11 protein-coding genes are annotated in these 15,944 nt (G+C 47.8%); 4 read left to right on the forward strand and 7 right to left on the reverse strand.

All coding sequences use genetic code 11. The annotated features are described in order from the left end of the window. Nucleotides 1-140: 140 nt before the first annotated feature. Complete coding sequence (gene typA, locus H608_RS0117950; RefSeq protein WP_038009065.1) at nt 141-1,952, reverse strand: translational GTPase TypA; 1,812 nt, start codon at nt 1,950-1,952, stop codon at nt 141-143. A gap of 409 nt (nt 1,953-2,361) precedes the next feature. Between typA and H608_RS0117955 the strand changes: the two genes are divergently transcribed. Continuing rightward, complete coding sequence (locus tag H608_RS0117955) at nt 2,362-3,762, forward strand: Gfo/Idh/MocA family protein (RefSeq protein WP_028788898.1); 1,401 nt, start codon at nt 2,362-2,364, stop codon at nt 3,760-3,762. An 8-nt stretch (nt 3,763-3,770) separates the two neighbouring features. On the opposite strand, the gene H608_RS0117960 is transcribed toward H608_RS0117955, so the two are convergent. The 4 genes from H608_RS0117960 to trmB form a co-directional block, all read right to left on the reverse strand. After that, the gene (locus H608_RS0117960) at nt 3,771-5,690 is read right to left on the reverse strand and encodes a TonB-dependent receptor plug domain-containing protein (RefSeq protein WP_028788899.1); all 1,920 of its coding nucleotides are present in this window, start codon (nt 5,688-5,690) and stop codon (nt 3,771-3,773) included. A 122-nt stretch (nt 5,691-5,812) separates the two neighbouring features. Further along, on the reverse strand, nt 5,813-6,283 hold the full coding sequence (locus H608_RS22900) for an MGMT family protein (RefSeq protein WP_071836978.1): 471 nt from the start codon (nt 6,281-6,283) through the stop codon (nt 5,813-5,815). A 12-nt stretch (nt 6,284-6,295) separates the two neighbouring features. Beyond that, nucleotides 6,296-6,505: a C1orf53 family protein gene (locus H608_RS24165; protein ID WP_071836979.1), complete on the reverse strand. Its 210-nt coding sequence runs from the start codon at nt 6,503-6,505 to the stop codon at nt 6,296-6,298. Then, nucleotides 6,492-7,199, reverse strand: a complete 708-nt coding sequence (gene trmB, locus H608_RS0117975; protein ID WP_028788900.1) for a tRNA (guanosine(46)-N7)-methyltransferase TrmB — start codon at nt 7,197-7,199, stop codon at nt 6,492-6,494. The genes H608_RS24165 and trmB overlap by 14 nt, the downstream gene beginning before the upstream one ends. Nucleotides 7,200-7,294: 95 nt before the next feature. Between trmB and H608_RS23850 the strand changes: the two genes are divergently transcribed. Then, entirely contained in the window at nt 7,295-7,897 is a 603-nt protein-coding gene (locus tag H608_RS23850) for an energy transducer TonB (protein WP_051268438.1), read from the forward strand. A gap of 189 nt (nt 7,898-8,086) precedes the next feature. On the opposite strand, the gene H608_RS0117985 is transcribed toward H608_RS23850, so the two are convergent. Further along, nucleotides 8,087-9,016 carry a DUF3078 domain-containing protein gene (locus tag H608_RS0117985; protein WP_028788901.1) on the reverse strand — a complete coding sequence of 310 codons (930 nt, stop codon included), beginning with the start codon at nt 9,014-9,016 and terminating at the stop codon, nt 8,087-8,089. A gap of 497 nt (nt 9,017-9,513) precedes the next feature. On the opposite strand from H608_RS0117985, the gene H608_RS0117990 reads away from it, so the two are divergent. Then, on the forward strand, nt 9,514-9,981 hold the full coding sequence (locus H608_RS0117990; RefSeq protein WP_028788902.1) for an Lrp/AsnC ligand binding domain-containing protein: 468 nt from the start codon (nt 9,514-9,516) through the stop codon (nt 9,979-9,981). A gap of 112 nt (nt 9,982-10,093) precedes the next feature. Here H608_RS0117990 and H608_RS0118000 read toward each other — a convergent pair whose 3' ends face one another. Next, nucleotides 10,094-14,392 (reverse strand): caspase family protein, encoded by a 4,299-nt coding sequence (locus tag H608_RS0118000; RefSeq protein WP_028788903.1) that lies wholly within the window; start codon nt 14,390-14,392, stop codon nt 10,094-10,096. 292 nt (nt 14,393-14,684) lie between these two features. On the opposite strand from H608_RS0118000, the gene H608_RS23855 reads away from it, so the two are divergent. Next, the gene (locus H608_RS23855) at nt 14,685-15,854 is read left to right on the forward strand and encodes a thioredoxin family protein (RefSeq protein ID WP_051268439.1); all 1,170 of its coding nucleotides are present in this window, start codon (nt 14,685-14,687) and stop codon (nt 15,852-15,854) included. Nucleotides 15,855-15,944: the final 90 nt, after the last annotated feature.

The raw sequence follows: 15,944 nt of genomic DNA on the forward strand, positions 1-15,944 counted from the left end.
ATGAATCAGCGAACGGGGTATTCGCGGTTCGTATGTGCACGAGCCATGGTACGAAGACAAAAAAAAGCCGCATCGTTCAGATGCGGCTTTCATATTCAGAAGTAATACTTACTACTTAAAACTTACCACTTATAACTTCCTTACAGCGCTTCGGCACCCATTCTCTTTGCTTGTTTGGAACGCTCATTTTCATCGAGGATTACTTTACGCATCCGGATGAAATTGGGCGTTACTTCGATGCACTCGTCCTGCTGGATATACTCCATGCATTCTTCGAGGGTCATGAGCGTTTTGGGGGCGATGTTGGTAGCATCATCACTACCGCTTGCACGGTGGTTGGTGAGCTTTTTCGCTTCCGTAGCATTTACGATCAGGTCACCGGGTTTGATGTTCTCGGCAATGATCTGGCCTACATAAACCTCTTCACCCGGATCTACGAAGAACGTACCACGGTCTTGCAGTTTATCGATCGAGTAACCGGTTGTTTTATCTGTATTCTTGGAAACCAATACACCGTTGTTGCGTCCGGGGATAGGGCCTTTCCAGGGCTTGTATTCGCTGAAGCGGTGGGCCATTACGGCTTCGCCGGTTGTGGCGGTGAGCATTTGTGTACGCAGACCGATGAGACCGCGTGAAGGGATGTCGAACTCCAGGTGTTGCATTTCACCTTTTGTTTCCATCACCAGCATTTCGCCTTTTTTGCGGCTTACGAGGTCGATTACTTTGGAAGCAAATTCCTGTGGAACGTCTACTACCAGGTTCTCGTATGGTTCACATTTTTTACCGTCGATCTCTTTGATGATCACCTGTGGCTGACCTACAGTGAGTTCATAACCTTCGCGGCGCATGGTTTCGATCAATACGCCGAGGTGAAGGATACCGCGGCCGTATACCACCAGGCTATCGCCTTCTTCACTGTCTACCACACGCAGGGCGAGGTTTTTCTCGGTTTCCTTCATCAGGCGGTCACGCAGGTGGCGGGAAGTAACGAACTTACCGTCTCTGCCGAAGAATGGAGAGTTGTTTACGGAGAACAACATGTTCATCGTTGGCTCGTCCACACTGATTACGGGTAATGCTTCAGGATTTTCCGCATCGGCGATGGTATCACCGATGTTGAAGTCTTCAATACCTACAACGGCACAAAGATCTCCTGACAATACTTCTGATACTTTTTTCTTACCCATGCCTTCGAATACATACAGTTCTCTTACACGCGTTTTGCGGATAGAGCCGTCTGTCTGCATCAGGGAGATAGGCTGACCTTCTTTGATGGAACCGCGGCTTACTTTACCTACGGCGATACGGCCGAGGAAAGAAGAATAGTCGAGGGAAGTGATCTGCAATTGCAGGTTACCTTCCTGTACTTTGGGAGCGGGTACATATTTCAGGATGCCGTCGAGAAGCGGGTTGATATTGTCGATCTGGGTCAGCGAATCGTTGAACCAGCCGTTTTTACCGGAACCATAATAAGTAGGGAAATCCAGCTGTTCTTCCGTAGCGTCGAGGTTGAAGAACAGTTCGAAAACTGCGTCATGTACTTCGTCGGGACGGCAGTTGGGCTTGTCCACTTTATTGATAATTACAATAGGTTTCAGGTTGAGCTGCAAAGCTTTTTGCAGTACGAAGCGTGTTTGAGGCATGGGGCCTTCAAACGCATCGACGAGCAGGCAAACACCATCGGCCATTTTCAATACACGTTCTACCTCACCACCAAAGTCGGCGTGACCAGGGGTGTCGATAACGTTAATTTTTACGCCGTTGTAGGTAACCGCTGCGTTTTTACTGAAAATGGTGATGCCACGTTCCCTTTCCAGGTCGTTGTTATCCATGATCAGCTCTCCGGTGTCCTGGTTGTCGCGGAATACCTTCGTCGCGTGCAGGATTTTGTCAACCAGGGTGGTTTTGCCGTGGTCAACGTGGGCAATAATTGCTATGTTTCTGATTTCCATAATGTTGTGCTTATCTGGCCGGGGTTTACCGGGTTAGCGGCGGGGCCTGTCTGCTTTTCGAGCGGCAAAGGTACATCAATTAAGTGGGGGCGACAAGTGAAAAGATCGTTATTACTGTATGGTGGCGGCTTTCAGCGCATTGCGCCTAAGGCGCAATGGGTTATAAGTTGTAAGTATTAAGTTATAAGTCTGAAACAGCCTGTTTGATAACAACGGATCGCCATACATTATTTATCGACCAGCCTTTACGTAGACGACTGCTTAACTAGTACTTAAAACTTATAACTTATTACTTATTACCGGCTGTTTAATAACTTTATAACACAACTTTTCTTCCACAAACCTGCCAAAGGGTATAATTCTTGGACACAGTATATTCTCACATTCTCACGCAAAAAACTAATCCACTATGTCTTCGTACCGATGGTCGCGCCGAAACATACTGAAAGCATTGGGTATTACAGTCGGAGGAACTTTTTTTCCGTTTTCGCTGTGGGGGAAAAATGAAACCGGTGAACCGCTGATCCTTCCCAACGACAAACGCCACAAAACGCTGGCCCGGCCGGTTACCGCTATCACACTTGGCGCCGGCGCCCGCGGAAACGTCTATGGTGATTACGGACTCGAATTTCCCGATCAACTCGATATCGTCGGCGTTGCCGAGCCCATCCCACTCCGCAACGAACGCTATGCACGCAAACATAAAATTTCCAACGATAAGCGTTTCAAAACCTGGGAAGATGTATTCAAACAACCCAAGTTTGCCGACGCTGTCATTATTTCCACACCCGATCAGTTGCACTACGGCCCCTGCATGGCCGCGTTGAAAATGGGTTATGATATTTTATTGGAGAAACCCATTTCTCCGTCAGAACAGGAATGCCGCGATATTCTCGAACTCGCCCACAAGACCAATCGTATTGTAGCTGTTTGTCATGTGTTGCGCTATGCGCCTTATTTCGTTAAACTCCGCGATCTGATGCAAAGCGGTGCCATCGGCGATATTGTAAGCCTGCAGCATTTCGAGCCGATCGAACATACACATATGGCGCACTCCTACGTGCGTGGCAACTGGCATAACAGCAAACAAACAACGCCCATCATCCTGGCAAAATCCTGTCACGACCTCGATATCATCAAATGGATGCTGGGTACGGATTCCAAACGCATCCAGGCTTTTGGCTCGCTGAAGTGGTTTAAAAAATCGAATGCTCCCGAAGGCAGCACCGAACGCTGCACCGATGGCTGTGCCGTGGAAGGCAGTTGCCCTTATTCAGCGCTTAAAATTTATCACCGCAAACGTCACCGCACCTACGTATTCGATTTACCCGAAGACAAGTCCAAACAAGGCGACGCCATTCTCGATTATCTGCGCACAACGGACTATGGCCGTTGCGTGTACCGCATGGACAACGATCAATGCGATCATTATACCACCAATATTCTTTTTGATAAAGAAGTAACGGCCACCTTCAATATGGAAGCCTTTACGCCGTGGGGCGGACGACGCACACGCGTAATGGGTAGCCAGGGCTATATCGAAGGCGATATGGATCAGTTCACCGTTTGGGATTTCCGTACAGACAAATCCAAAAAATACGAGAGCAAAGTACTCGATGTAGAGAACTATAAAAATGAAGGCCACGGCGGTGGCGACTGGCGGCTGGTTGCTGATTGGATCCAGGCTGTATCGCAACAAAATGCCAGCCTGCTCACTTCTACCATCGATGCATCCATCGAAAGCCATATTATGTGTTTCATGGCAGAAGAAAGCCGGTTCAACAACCGCGTCATGGAAATCAAGATGTAAGCAGCCGTTTATTTTGCAAAAGCAAAACGGAGTCCTCCCAATACCCAGCGGCCCGGCATCGGCGCGCCCAGCAGATCGCTGTAAGAGCGGTCAAATAAATTATCCGCCTGCGCAAATGCCATCAGTTTATTTTGCCAAATCGCCCATGATACCTGCACATTCATTACAAAGTAATCGCGGGTGAGTTGTGCCTGGATGGCCGGTGCCTGCTGTACGGCCCGTTTTTTATACAGTCCGTTTACGCTCATACTAAAATGTCCCCATTGATACAGGGCCGAAAAGTTGGAAAGAAAACGTGCATGTGATGATACATACAAAGAAGAAGTGCCGTCGCTGCTCCGGCTATCGAGCCAGGTGATGCCTGCAGTCAATGAAAGCTGACGGCCCGGTCCGAATTTCTCCACGTATTGCAAATCCGCCTCAAAACCTGAAGTTTCTACCCGGGCAATATTGCGCGCCAAAGCATAGGTGCCGGTTGGTGACAGGTTTTCTTTGCGCGGCATATCGGCATAAGCCGTGGTTACATAATCGATCAGCTGACGGTGATAGCGTTGGAAAAAAGTGGCGGAGAGTTTTAGTTTTTTATGGAAAAACCAATCAGCACCCGCTTCATAACTCCAGGAGTGTTCAGCTTTCAGATCAGGGTTACCGATGCGGCCGCTGGCGACAAAAGGTTTTGCGTAGTTGTTGAAGCGTTCGGTGAAGTCTGCATCGCGGATCGTCTTGCCACCACTTGCGCGCCATTGCCACGCACCCTGCCGCCAGGATGCGGTCAGTTGAGGAATCCATTCTGCATCGAGTCCTTCGATAAATTCCGTACGCAGCGAGGGTTGTAGCGTAAAATGTTCGCCGATTTTCTGATTCAATGAAACAAATGGCGCGGCGAGGTACAGTGAATGTTTACCGCGGTCATTGGAGTTGATCATTTTCTGCTGGTAATTAAAACCCGCCGTCAAGGCCCCCGAAGTATTGAGCTGATATTGGTACACCAATAAAGATTGGAAAAGTTTTGATTTACTCTGATTGGGGAGTGATGATGGATTGAAGCGGTATTCGTCTTCCAGTGTTTTATAACCTGCATCGAGCGATACGCGGGTTTTGTTACGCCGATAACTCAGGCGTGCCTGGTGCCACCACGAACTGACTTTTTCATTGGCGGTGTCGGATAAAAAGGACGTATAAAAATTTTGCGCAGCAAAATCACGGCTGTCGAAGGCTCCGCGATAAGCAAGGCTCCAGTATGGATTGAAAAAATAAGCCGCGGATGCCGACACGGAGCGGTTGTGTACAAAGCCGGGTATTCCGCGTTGCGGAACGCCATCGGTATTATTGACGAGCAAGCCGCCGCCCAGTTGTAGTTTCCCACTGCGGTAAGTGCCGCCTGCGCTCACCTGGCTGAAACCATATTCACCTCCGGCCACGCGCCCCGAAAAAGAAGCACTTGAAGGTTGTTGCTGACGTGCCGCAAAACTTTTGGTGATGATATGAATAACGCCGCCCACCGCATCGGCGCCATAGATAGCAGAAGAAGCACCTTTCAATACTTCCACCCGGTCGATCTCTGCGGGTGTAATAGGGATATAGCTGTTGAAATGTCCTGTATTCGGATCGTTGAGGCGCAATCCGTCGAGAATCACCAGTACCTGTTGAAAAGTACCGCCGCGTAAAACAAAATCGCTTTGTGCGCCGAGTGGTCCGCGTGCCTGCGTTTCAACGCCGGGCAGGTACCGCAGCAGGTCGTCGATGCTGTGAACGGGGAGACCGGCCATCTGATCGCCGCGGACGATACTGATATTGCGTCCTGTTTCAGAAGCGCGTTTTTCCGTCAGGGAAGAAGTGATGGTAACGCCATCGAGTTGTTCCTGTTCCTGGGCGCAAGCAACTGTGCTGAATAATATAAATGCGAATAGGGAAAATTTATGTTTCATAGTGTGTTGTAAAAAATCGCGGCGAAGTTAAGAAAGGTTGGAAGTAATAAGTTTTAAGTTATATGTATCCTAACGACTTACTACGTGAAACCGGGTCGTGTTTTCACGCAAAGGAAATTGACTTATTTACTGATTGACCTATTGCCCACGGCTTCGGGAGCCTCAGCCACCAGTGCCTCTTTTGACTTTTTACTTTTGAATTTTGACTTAAAAAGCTCCGCCGCCGGGTCCCAGAAATGTTTTTCGAAATCAACGATGCGGTCGTCTTTCACGATAACTCCTTCTTTTTTCAATAATTTTTCCATGGCATCGGGCGGGGAAAAATGATGCTTGCCGCTGAGAATACCCAGGCGGTTCACCACGCGGTGTGCGGGCACTTTGGGTCTTACCTTGCCGGCGCCATTCATGGCCCAGCCGACCATGCGGGCCGACAAACCGCTGCCGAGTGCTTTTGCAATGGCGCCATAGGAGGTTACGCGGCCTTTGGGAATCTGGCGCGCCACTTCATATACAAGCGTAAAGAAATTATCATCCGCCTTGCCGGATGGACGCACCGCTTTGGGTTGTGCTTTTTTCTTTTTGGAGGTTGCCATAAGCGGATGTGTTTATTCTTCGGTGGCGTTTTTATCCGGATTTCCTTTTGCCCGTTGTTCGAGCAGATAGCTGCGTCGCGGTTCGGGTACGCTTTCGTATCCGTAGGGGCAATGAAGGCAACCTTTCCCGCAGCAATAGCCGCGTTCGAGATGATATCGTTCGGTGAGGACGAATAATCCTTCCTCATTGATATAATAATGGACACCTTCAATCCAATCCATCTGCCATTACGGTTTGTTTAAGCACCGCATCCTGTTCGAGACCGGCCAGTGTTTCGGGTAAAGAAAAACACAGGTAATGTATGCGGCTGCTTCCTGCTATATCCAGTCCTTCATAGTGGGTGCGGATGGAAAGTTCAGGATGATCGGGTGCCTGCTCGCGTACATGATCGAAATCGGTGTGAACGGTGCAATTGTATTGTGCGATCACGAGTTTGGTGAACTTATACAGATCGGGGCTGTCGGTTTTCAAATTGATGCGTCCGCCGGGTTTCAGGAATTGCTGATAAAGGCGCAGAAACTTCGGATGGGTGAGTCTTTTGCGCATCTTTCCGTTCCGCAACTGCGGATCGGGGAAAGTGATCCAGATTTCTTCTACTTCGCCGGGTGCAAAATATTGCGCGATCTGATCAATTTGCGTACGCAGGAAAGCAACGTTGGGCAATGGTTCCTGCAATGCTTTGCGGGCACCCACCCAGATGCGATTGCCTTTCTGGTCCACACCAATAAAATTGCGACCGGGGTAAAGTCTCCCCAAACCAACCGCATATTCGCCCTTGCCGCATGCCAGCTCGAGCACAATGGGGTGCGGATTTTTAAAGAAAGCCTGCCATTGACCGGGCATATTCTCCGGGTACTGCAACACATTGGAAAACGTCTCCAGATCTGCAAACCGGGCCAGTTTATTTTGCGCCATAAGCCGCAAAGTTAGCAGAAGCCCGGCAAAGAGGAGGACATGGAAGATAGTATGGCACTTTCTTTGAATAAGTAAGGTAAATAAAACCAAACAACATGAAAATCAATACGTTAAAATGGGCTTCCCTGCTGATGGCCGGAAGTTTCCTCTTTGTTGCCTGTAACAACGAAGACAACAAAGACAGCGCAAACAATACGCCTCCTGCAAACGAATACAATGTTGGTGACAGCACCGGCAGCATGAGTAACAATCCTGCTGATCCGTCAAAAACCAACAGCACGCCTGGTAGCAAAGTGGATCAGCCACGTAAGAGTGGTAAAGCGTCTGCACGGATGGCCGACGAAGACACCAAAGTAAAAATTGAACGTGACAAAGACGGTATTTATATGCGTGCCGACATGGCTCCCGGATATCCTGGTGGTCAGGACGGTTTGGATGCGTATATTACACGTAATATTGAATATCCCGCCGACGCGATCGATAACAATATTGAAGGCACCGTATATGTACAGTTTGCTGTTGATGAAAACGGTAAAGTAAGCCAGGTTCGTACGGCAGGTACCAAACTGGGTTATGGACTGGAAGAAGAAGCGGTGAAAGTGGTTTCTAAAATGCCGGCCTGGACCCCTGGTCAGGTGGCTGGTAAGAAAGTGAAAGTATGGCGTACATTGCCCATCGTTTACAGGCTTGAATCCTAAAGTGAGATAAAATGGTAAAAGCAATCCCCGCTGTGAGGCGGGGATTTTTTACTGGATAAACAGCCGTATTAAGTAATAAGTATTAAGTTTTAAGTAAAACAGCCGTTATAGGTATTAGGTAAAACAGCCGTTGACGACTGACTCATTCACTTATTCACCTATTGACGATTGACCATTCACCATTCACCATCAGAACTTCAGCAACAACCCCAACCCTATCAGCGATTTTAATTGCAACCCCGGAGAAGTGCCGTTTTTGCCAAATAAACGTACGTCATCATCATAAATAAGATCGAGGCTGTAGGTGGCAGATAAAATTCTGGTCAGTTTAATATTGACCACGTTGGTAAAATAGAAGTCAATATTGCCGGGTTTGTTTTTATAATTTGAAAAAAGGTCGAGCCGGCCTTTGTAGCTCACGATCTTGTTGAATTCTTTCATGTAATTAATAGAAGCAAATGCACCGAGTTCGTATGTGCTGTGCCGTCCGGAATCCACTCCGTAAAGGCCTTTGGCCGATAAGGTGTCATCCATTACAAATACCCAGCGGGAAGTGGCGGGTGAAACAAAAATGGACAATCCTTCAATTGGTTTATAATCAAGACCGGCACTCAGCAATACATAGGCAGGTGAAAGGAGGTCGGATGTCAATGATCTTGTGGTGTCTTCATAGGCATAGCCTTTGAAAAACTGCGAACGGAAGTTGAACAATCCGGCGAGGTTCAGTTTGGGATTGAGTGCATAACCATATTTGGAGAGGAGGTCGATGCGGTCATCGTTTTTCCTGCTGCCGAGACTGGTAGTATTTACATAGCCCAGGTTAAAATCCAGTGTATTGTCCCAACTGTGTTTATCTTTTTTATAAAAAGCAAAAAGGTTGAGTACGGAGTTGACAGACAGCGAAAATTCATCGCCACCGGCCGCCCAGTTGTTCAGCGAACCCTGGGATACGTTGATGGCATACTGGCCGCCATACTTCCATTTCTTTTGAGTCGTATCGTTGGGATCTTTTTTGACCGTACGTTCTGCTTCCGATTTAAGTGCTTTCACACGCTGATCCTGCGCAAAGGCGCTGGTAAAAAGTATACTTGCGAGAAAAAGCAGCAGCGTTTTTTTCATAGTTTCCATTTAAGCCGCAAAACTAAGGATTAAAAAAAAACGACCTGTCTGCCTGGGCAAAGAGATCGTTTAAAACCTGAAGGGCAAAAAAAAGCCTGTAAGTACGAACTCACAGGCAAGCTAATCGCCACACGAGAAAAGAGCTGTAGGGGGAGGAGTCGAACCTCCACGGGGCAGTTAGTTGTAGCACAAAGTTCAGTGGTCGACCCTGGTCGCTCCGTTGCCGAAGCGGCTCTATGCTATATTTATTCTGTTATCCCCACCCCCGAGACAAGAGGGCATGTCTGCCGAAAATTTCATCACCCCACAGTATGAACCACATTATACATTACCTTCAGAAAGGCGCTGTTTGCGTGGTGTCTTTTAAAGAACTTGATAGAACAAAAATACAGTGTCTGGACCTTTTGTTCCAAATTTTCGAACAAAAATTTTGAAATAATAGAAATTATTCAAATATTCGTGGTGTCAATTGAATTTATTTAAAATCACTTATAGAAATGGCCGCTAAATTGAATTTGGATAAATTGGATCTGCAGATCATTCAGCATATGATGGAGAATGCTGAGATTTCCTACGCCGATCTTGGAAAAAAATTATATGTGTCTGGTGGTACCATCCACGTCCGTATCAAAAAACTACAGGAAGCCGGTGTAGTAAAAGGCACCCGCCTCAATACCGATCTTAAAATGCTGGGCTACGATGTAATTGCTTTCATCGGTATTTATCTCAAAGAAAGTTCATTGTACGATACTGTTGCACGTGAACTGCAGAAAATGCCCGAGATCGTCCGTCTCAATTACACCACCGGCAATTACAGCATGTTCGCCGAAATCGTGTGCAAAGATATTTCCCAACTCCGTTCAGTATTGCACGACCAGTTGCAAAAGATTAAAGGCATAGAACGTACCGAAACCTTTATTTCCCTGGAAGAAAGCTTTAGCAGGAATGTGCGGGTTATTGCATAACCCAATGTGAAAATGTGGAGATGTGCCCCGGCTGCGCCGTGGGCCGTGTGAAAATGATCAATTCATTTCCACATTTACATATTCCCGAAGGTGACACATTTACACATTTTTTCTAAAACTCCCAGTTCCACCAGCCATTTTCCCTCCGGCTGGCCGGCGTTTGCAAACCATTGGTTTGTTTGTTCACCAGGTCATAAATAGCCGCGCGCAGTTGGCGAAGCGGTGTGCGCCGGTCGCCCCAGGACAGGTTGTTCAAGAAGCTATACGTGAATACACCATTGTTCCAGGATTGGCCTTCATAGGCATATTCATTACCCGCCGCCGCCGAAATAACAAACGACCCGTTGCCGCGGCTGAGATCGCCAAATAATTCCTGTATCAGCAATTGCTGATTGCGCCCGCGCCCTGAAGCCGAGCTGTCCGTATCTTCTACGATCACCCCTCTTTTTATCACACTTACGCCTTGTGGTAACTGGCCGCTGTGCGTGGCAATGTCTTCTCCACTGTGGCAGGCATCCAGCAGCAACAGCCGTTTGCGCGCAGGAATACCATCCAGCAACGACTCGATCATCCTTATCGACAAACCCTTTGCTTCCGGACGGCTGAAGTCCATGTCGTGGGGAGCAAACACAAAACCGCTGTCCCTGCTGATCATACCGTGACCCGACAAAGAGATCACAACGATGTCGTCCGTATTCGTCTGCCGGAGTTTTTGTTTTACCTGCTGTATAGCAGCGAGCGTCGCTTTTTCATTGAGCAGGGTGTCGAGGATCGTGGCATTTTTAGTTTGTTTCAGACGTTCTGCTATATCACGTACATCCTTCGCTGCATACCGGAGATTTTTCTGACGGTCGGCATATTCAGCAACACCGATGCCGATGTAAAACACTTTGGGCGTATCTGGTTTGTCGGGCTGGTAGTAGACGGTATATGTTTGTTCCAGGCTTTCCTCACCGGCTTCATTCACCCCGGTTATGCTGATCAGGTTTCTGCCAGCGTTGAGTGACAGCGGATAATCCAGTGCATATTTTTTTACACGTCCGTTTACCGGCATACCGGTGGCGGCAAATTCCGGTACGCCATTCACACGGATGAGCAAAGATTTCAATGCCTGCTGCTGGTCTTCCAATGTCAATTGCAATTGCAGTATCCGGTCTGTTGCCGTCAGTGGAAGATGATCGCGGTCCCATTTAAGTACCGGGCGATTGCCCGCGTTGTTTAGTTTATCCGGATCGAAGCCCAGCCTTTGTATGCGGCTTCTCCAGGCAAGTTCAAGCGTACGCAGAAAAGCGGTGTCGGCATACCCCAGCGCTTTAAATACTTTGTCGGGACGGTTGCCCTGCAATTCAAAACTCGATAAGGGGTAGACGGTTTCATTTTTTATAAAATGAAAATCGTTGAGCAGATCCGGATCGATACGGTAATGTCCCGAAGGCGTGAGCATCGCATAGCGCCATTCTTTTTCTTTTTCCAAAAATTTGATCGTGACCTGTATCGTTTCCAGCTGCATGTCGACAATCGTTACATCGCCATTGGCGGAAAGACTGTAAAGGCGGTTGCCGCGGACAACCAGTTTTTCAATGGCACCACCTTGCGTGTTGAGTATGTGACGTGGAGAACTGCCCGTTGTATCCCAGATCAACAATTGTCCGTTCTGGCTACCGGCCACAATGCGCGCGGCAGGTTTATAATAAGCAACGCTGGTGAGATAGTCGCGCGAATAAAAACTGCGGTGAACTTTTTTTTCTTTACCTGTTGCTGTTTGCCATTCAATGTTACGGAAGTTGATCGACAGGCCGGATTCGGGATAGTGTACATAGTCTTGCCAGAAAGTGGAGTCGGTCAGTTTTGCAGCAGGCATGTCTGCTATATAATTCAGGGTGTTCAGACCGGCCCCGCGGGTGTTGCCGGCATACAATGCCACCTGCTGTGTTCCCGGGATAAACCTTACGTCGTATACTTTTTTAATGTTCAACGTGCGCGCCTTCATTTGCCGGAGATCCCATACCAGCGCCGGACTCATTTTTTTTTCATCGTAAAAAGAAAGTCCTTCGGTATAACTAATCGCCCATTTCCCATCAGGCGATACGGCTACCTTGTTATGGAAAAATTCAAAAGCCGGGACCCCGGCTGAAGCATCGTCTGCAGCCGGAATAAATGTTTTGCTATAGATCGTATCCTGTGTACGATCATTGATACGCATCAACCCATATCCTTTTTTAGAGGAAGAGCCATAGGACTGATAAACGCGTGTATCTAACTCGATGCGTCCGCTGCCATCGGGAAGAATGGAATAACTCGTGTGGGACGGTAATGTTTTGTTGTCGAGGGTGGTGAGGTTGAGCAACAAGTTACTGAAGGCAACCAGCCTGCCATCGGCGCTTACATCAAACCCTGCTAAAAAGGCTTTCGGCGTGCGCGGTCCCCAGGGAACCTGGTAGGCGCTTTTATGAAATACGGTAATCAGTCCTTCATCGCCATCCTGGTAAAGCCATTCATTTTCCCTTAATGCATATAAGTCTGCATACAGCCTGTCAATGCTATCCGTTTTGCTGACCTGGTTATTTTGTATCGTGGAAAAAATGGTGCGCGACGATGCCGGTTGACAGACGGCATGCAGTGTATTGGTTTTAGCTAACCATTCAACACGTTTGATTTTTCCGGGGAGCTGAACAGGTGATTGTGCCTGACCGTTTTTGTATTGGGTCAGCTGGTTGCCCTCCGGGCTCCAGCGCCAGAGGCCCTCCCTGCTCATCATAAACTGTTCAGTATCGGAGCAGGTGGTGATTTGTTTTGGCTGATCTGTCAATTGCCAGATTGCCGTTATGCCATTTACGGTTGCGAGTGCCGACCATGGTTGATTGGACATTGCTTCGAGTTGCAATAGTTCTGCACCTTTCCATTCACGGATTATTTTATCAGAAAAAGTGCTTGCGGCAGTTTGCCATATTTTATCTGAACCGTCAATGGAAAGCCATTGATCGTTATGATCAGGATCGGCAATAACGCGGAACCGGGAACTCATTGCGCGCGGTCCCGTACCTTTTTCCCCCAATACTTCTGAACTTTTGATCGTGCTGTTTTTCAGGGATACGATATGACGAACATAACCGTCGTATGATGACTGTCCGCGGGCCTCGATCACCAGGATAGATTGGCCGCTGCGGTCGGGGGTAGACGTTATTTTTGCACGGAATGCATGTTGCATAAGCTTCCTTCGTTGCTTTACATCCCATACCTGTAGCACATTTCCGCGGACGAGGGTAAAAATTTCCCGCGCCGGACTGAACGTGACCACAGCGGTTTCATTGGACGTATATACATTGTTCAGCATCATGGTGTAGCCGGTGCTGTCGGCATAACTTTCGACTGTTCCCTTTTCAATAATGGAGAAAACGGTGAGATCCTGCAGGTTTATTTTTTCCAATTGATAGCTGCCGGCAAGCCCGTTGTCGTCGCGCATCCGGCCTCCGGCAATTAATTGAGTGCCGTTAAGGAATACGTCATAAAAATCGAACAATCCCGTTAAGCCGGGATGTATTTTCTGTGTGTACTGTTGCTTATCAAGCTCCCAGCAATGCCATTCGCGCTCGTCGGTAACAAAAACAAGTTTATTGTCAGGGGTAAAGGAAAGATTGGTCAATGAGCGCACAGTTTTGTCTGGCAGGGACACATCGCTAACAACCGATCCGGTTTGGGTATCGATGATACGGATACCAGTGGACAGCGCCACCGCTACCAGTTGGCCGCTGCCGGCGAAGCCGTAATCGGATGGAGGGCTGGTTAATTGTTTTTGCTCATAAATGATTTTTCCTGTTGCGAGATCGAGTAATGTATAAGAATAGTTGCCCTGCCCGTAGCCGGTTAATAAGGCTTTTTTGAAATCAGGGCTTGCCTTGATACCGCGACAGGCTTGTGCGAGCGTGATTTTGTTTGCGTTTGTTCCGTTGGTGATCTCCAGCGAGTTGTTTTCGACCACAGCGAGCTGGTTGTTAGTTGAACCTGTTGCAACATACACGGAGCCGCTGAATTTTCGGGAGGCTGCAGGATTCTCCAGGGAAAAAATGACGAGGCTGTCTTGCGGAAACTCACGGAAGGATTCGCGGGTGAGGAAGGGGCGGATGTTATTATTGAAAAGGTCCTGCACAGGTTTGCGTTGTTCGTTCAGCAGCAGCAGGCTGTTGTTGCCGGGATAAAACTGTCTGAGTACCGGGTTGACCAATTGATGCCGCGTGCGTTTTTCAATTTGCAGGCTTTTATTGTTGACCAGGAAAATGGAGTCTGGGGTAGAAAGCGCCAGGTATTGACCATCTGCCGTCTGCACGGCGGAGAGTACTTCGCCGTTGAAGCGCAGGGTTTGCGCAGAGAGGGCGGTAGAAAGGAAAAGCGATATAATCAGTAGATAATTCAAAAGTCAAAATTCAAAAGTCAAAAATGGTGAATCGTCTTTCGGGTCAATTACTTTGCATCTTTACATAGAGAGACCGCCGGTTTCACGCAAAGACGCGTAAGGAGCTAAGTCGCAAAGATTTCTTAAGTCAACCTGGCTTTCGGACAGTATCCTGCGCGTTTACCTATAACTTACTACTTAAAACTTATTACTTACTACCTATTTTTGATATGTTTAACAAGCCTCATCGTGCAGGCCGGTCTAAGTTTGCATCCTGAGTTGGAATTCCATTACTCACCAACACCTTTTTAACATGAAGAAACTCTCTGTCCTTTTCATTGGCCTGCTTGCGGTACTCACTGCTTCCGCCGGTGATATCAAATTTGTTACCGGTCTTACCTGGAAACAAATCAAAGAAAAAGCAGCCCGCGAAAAGAAAATGATCTTTTTTGATGCCTATGCCACCTGGTGCGGGCCCTGTAAATATCTCGAATCCTCTGTTTATACCGACGATGCCGTCGCCAAATTTTACAACGATAATTTTATCAATGTAAAATTTGACATGGAAGAAGGTGAAGGCGTTACTCTTTCAGAGACATTTGCCATTACTTCTTATCCCACGCTGATGTTCTTTGCTGCCGATGGCAAAATGGTGCACAAATACATTGGCGCCATGGAAGCTCCCGAATTCATCAGCCTTGGCAGACTTGCACGTGATCCCGCCACGCAATATTATACCCTGAAAGAAAAAGTTAAGTCCGGCAAAGCCACGGACGAAGACTTTTCCCATTGGATCAGCAATGCACAGGATCTGGATGACGAGGACCGGGTCGAGATTTCCCAGCAATTCCTTCAAACACGCCCCGATCTTTTCGCCAGCAAAGACCTGCTGCTGGCGGTGATGAGCTATGCCCGTCTGAACAGCCCCACTCAGCTTGAGCAATTGCTGAATGCCCGCGCCAAAATCAAGACGATGCTGGAATGGGATGACCAACACCTCGATGCAGCTCTTTACCGTAAAACATTTTTGTATGCCCTGTATCAATCCGGCGACGACCTGAATCACGAAAAGTTCATGGGCATTATCAAAAAATATTATCCTTCACGCGTAATATATGCGGAACATGAACTCAGCCTGGTGGCTGCAATAGTTGGCGAGGATGCCGATAAAATGAAAACCGTTTATCACAGCATGCTGGCCGGCAGCAAAAAATTACCCATCGAACAATCCTCTCAGCTTTACCTGGAATACCTCGAGAGCCTGGAGGACACTGTTCATGAAAGCCTGATTCCCCTGCTGGCGAGTTATAAATTTACTTCGGCAGAAAAAGGCAAGGAAGGTTGGCTTTACCTGATGCAGACCATTTCCTATTCACAGTTGAATGAGGTGGCCAAAGCCAAAGAAGCCGCCCTGAAAGCCTACAATCATCCCTGCGTTCCCCAGGAATATAAAGATATTCTTAAGAGCTCTTATGAGCTGTAACTCTTTCGGGGGACGAGAGAAGTTGTAAGTTTTAAGTAATAAGTTATAAGTGCAGTGATGGTTCGTATATACGAACCATCACTGTTTTAC

The organism is Terrimonas ferruginea DSM 30193, from assembly GCF_000425585.1.
In the GTDB taxonomy this organism is placed as follows: domain Bacteria; phylum Bacteroidota; class Bacteroidia; order Chitinophagales; family Chitinophagaceae; genus Terrimonas; species Terrimonas ferruginea.

What these genes read in the sequence shown, in the direction of transcription:
- H608_RS23850 (WP_051268438.1), top strand. Translation starts at nt 7,295, where the DNA reads ATGAAAATCAATACGTTAAAATGGGCTTCCCTGCTGATGGCCGGAAGT.
- H608_RS0117990 (WP_028788902.1), top strand. Translation starts at nt 9,514, where the DNA reads ATGGCCGCTAAATTGAATTTGGATAAATTGGATCTGCAGATCATTCAG.
- H608_RS22900 (WP_071836978.1), bottom strand. Translation starts at nt 6,283, where the DNA reads ATGGCAACCTCCAAAAAGAAAAAAGCACAACCCAAAGCGGTGCGTCCA.
- trmB (WP_028788900.1), bottom strand. Translation starts at nt 7,199, where the DNA reads ATGGCGCAAAATAAACTGGCCCGGTTTGCAGATCTGGAGACGTTTTCC.
- H608_RS24165 (WP_071836979.1), bottom strand. Translation starts at nt 6,505, where the DNA reads ATGGATTGGATTGAAGGTGTCCATTATTATATCAATGAGGAAGGATTA.
- typA (WP_038009065.1), bottom strand. Translation starts at nt 1,952, where the DNA reads ATGGAAATCAGAAACATAGCAATTATTGCCCACGTTGACCACGGCAAA.
- H608_RS0117985 (WP_028788901.1), bottom strand. Translation starts at nt 9,016, where the DNA reads ATGAAAAAAACGCTGCTGCTTTTTCTCGCAAGTATACTTTTTACCAGC.
- H608_RS0117955 (WP_028788898.1), top strand. Translation starts at nt 2,362, where the DNA reads ATGTCTTCGTACCGATGGTCGCGCCGAAACATACTGAAAGCATTGGGT.
- H608_RS23855 (WP_051268439.1), top strand. Translation starts at nt 14,685, where the DNA reads ATGAAGAAACTCTCTGTCCTTTTCATTGGCCTGCTTGCGGTACTCACT.
- H608_RS0117960 (WP_028788899.1), bottom strand. Translation starts at nt 5,690, where the DNA reads ATGAAACATAAATTTTCCCTATTCGCATTTATATTATTCAGCACAGTT.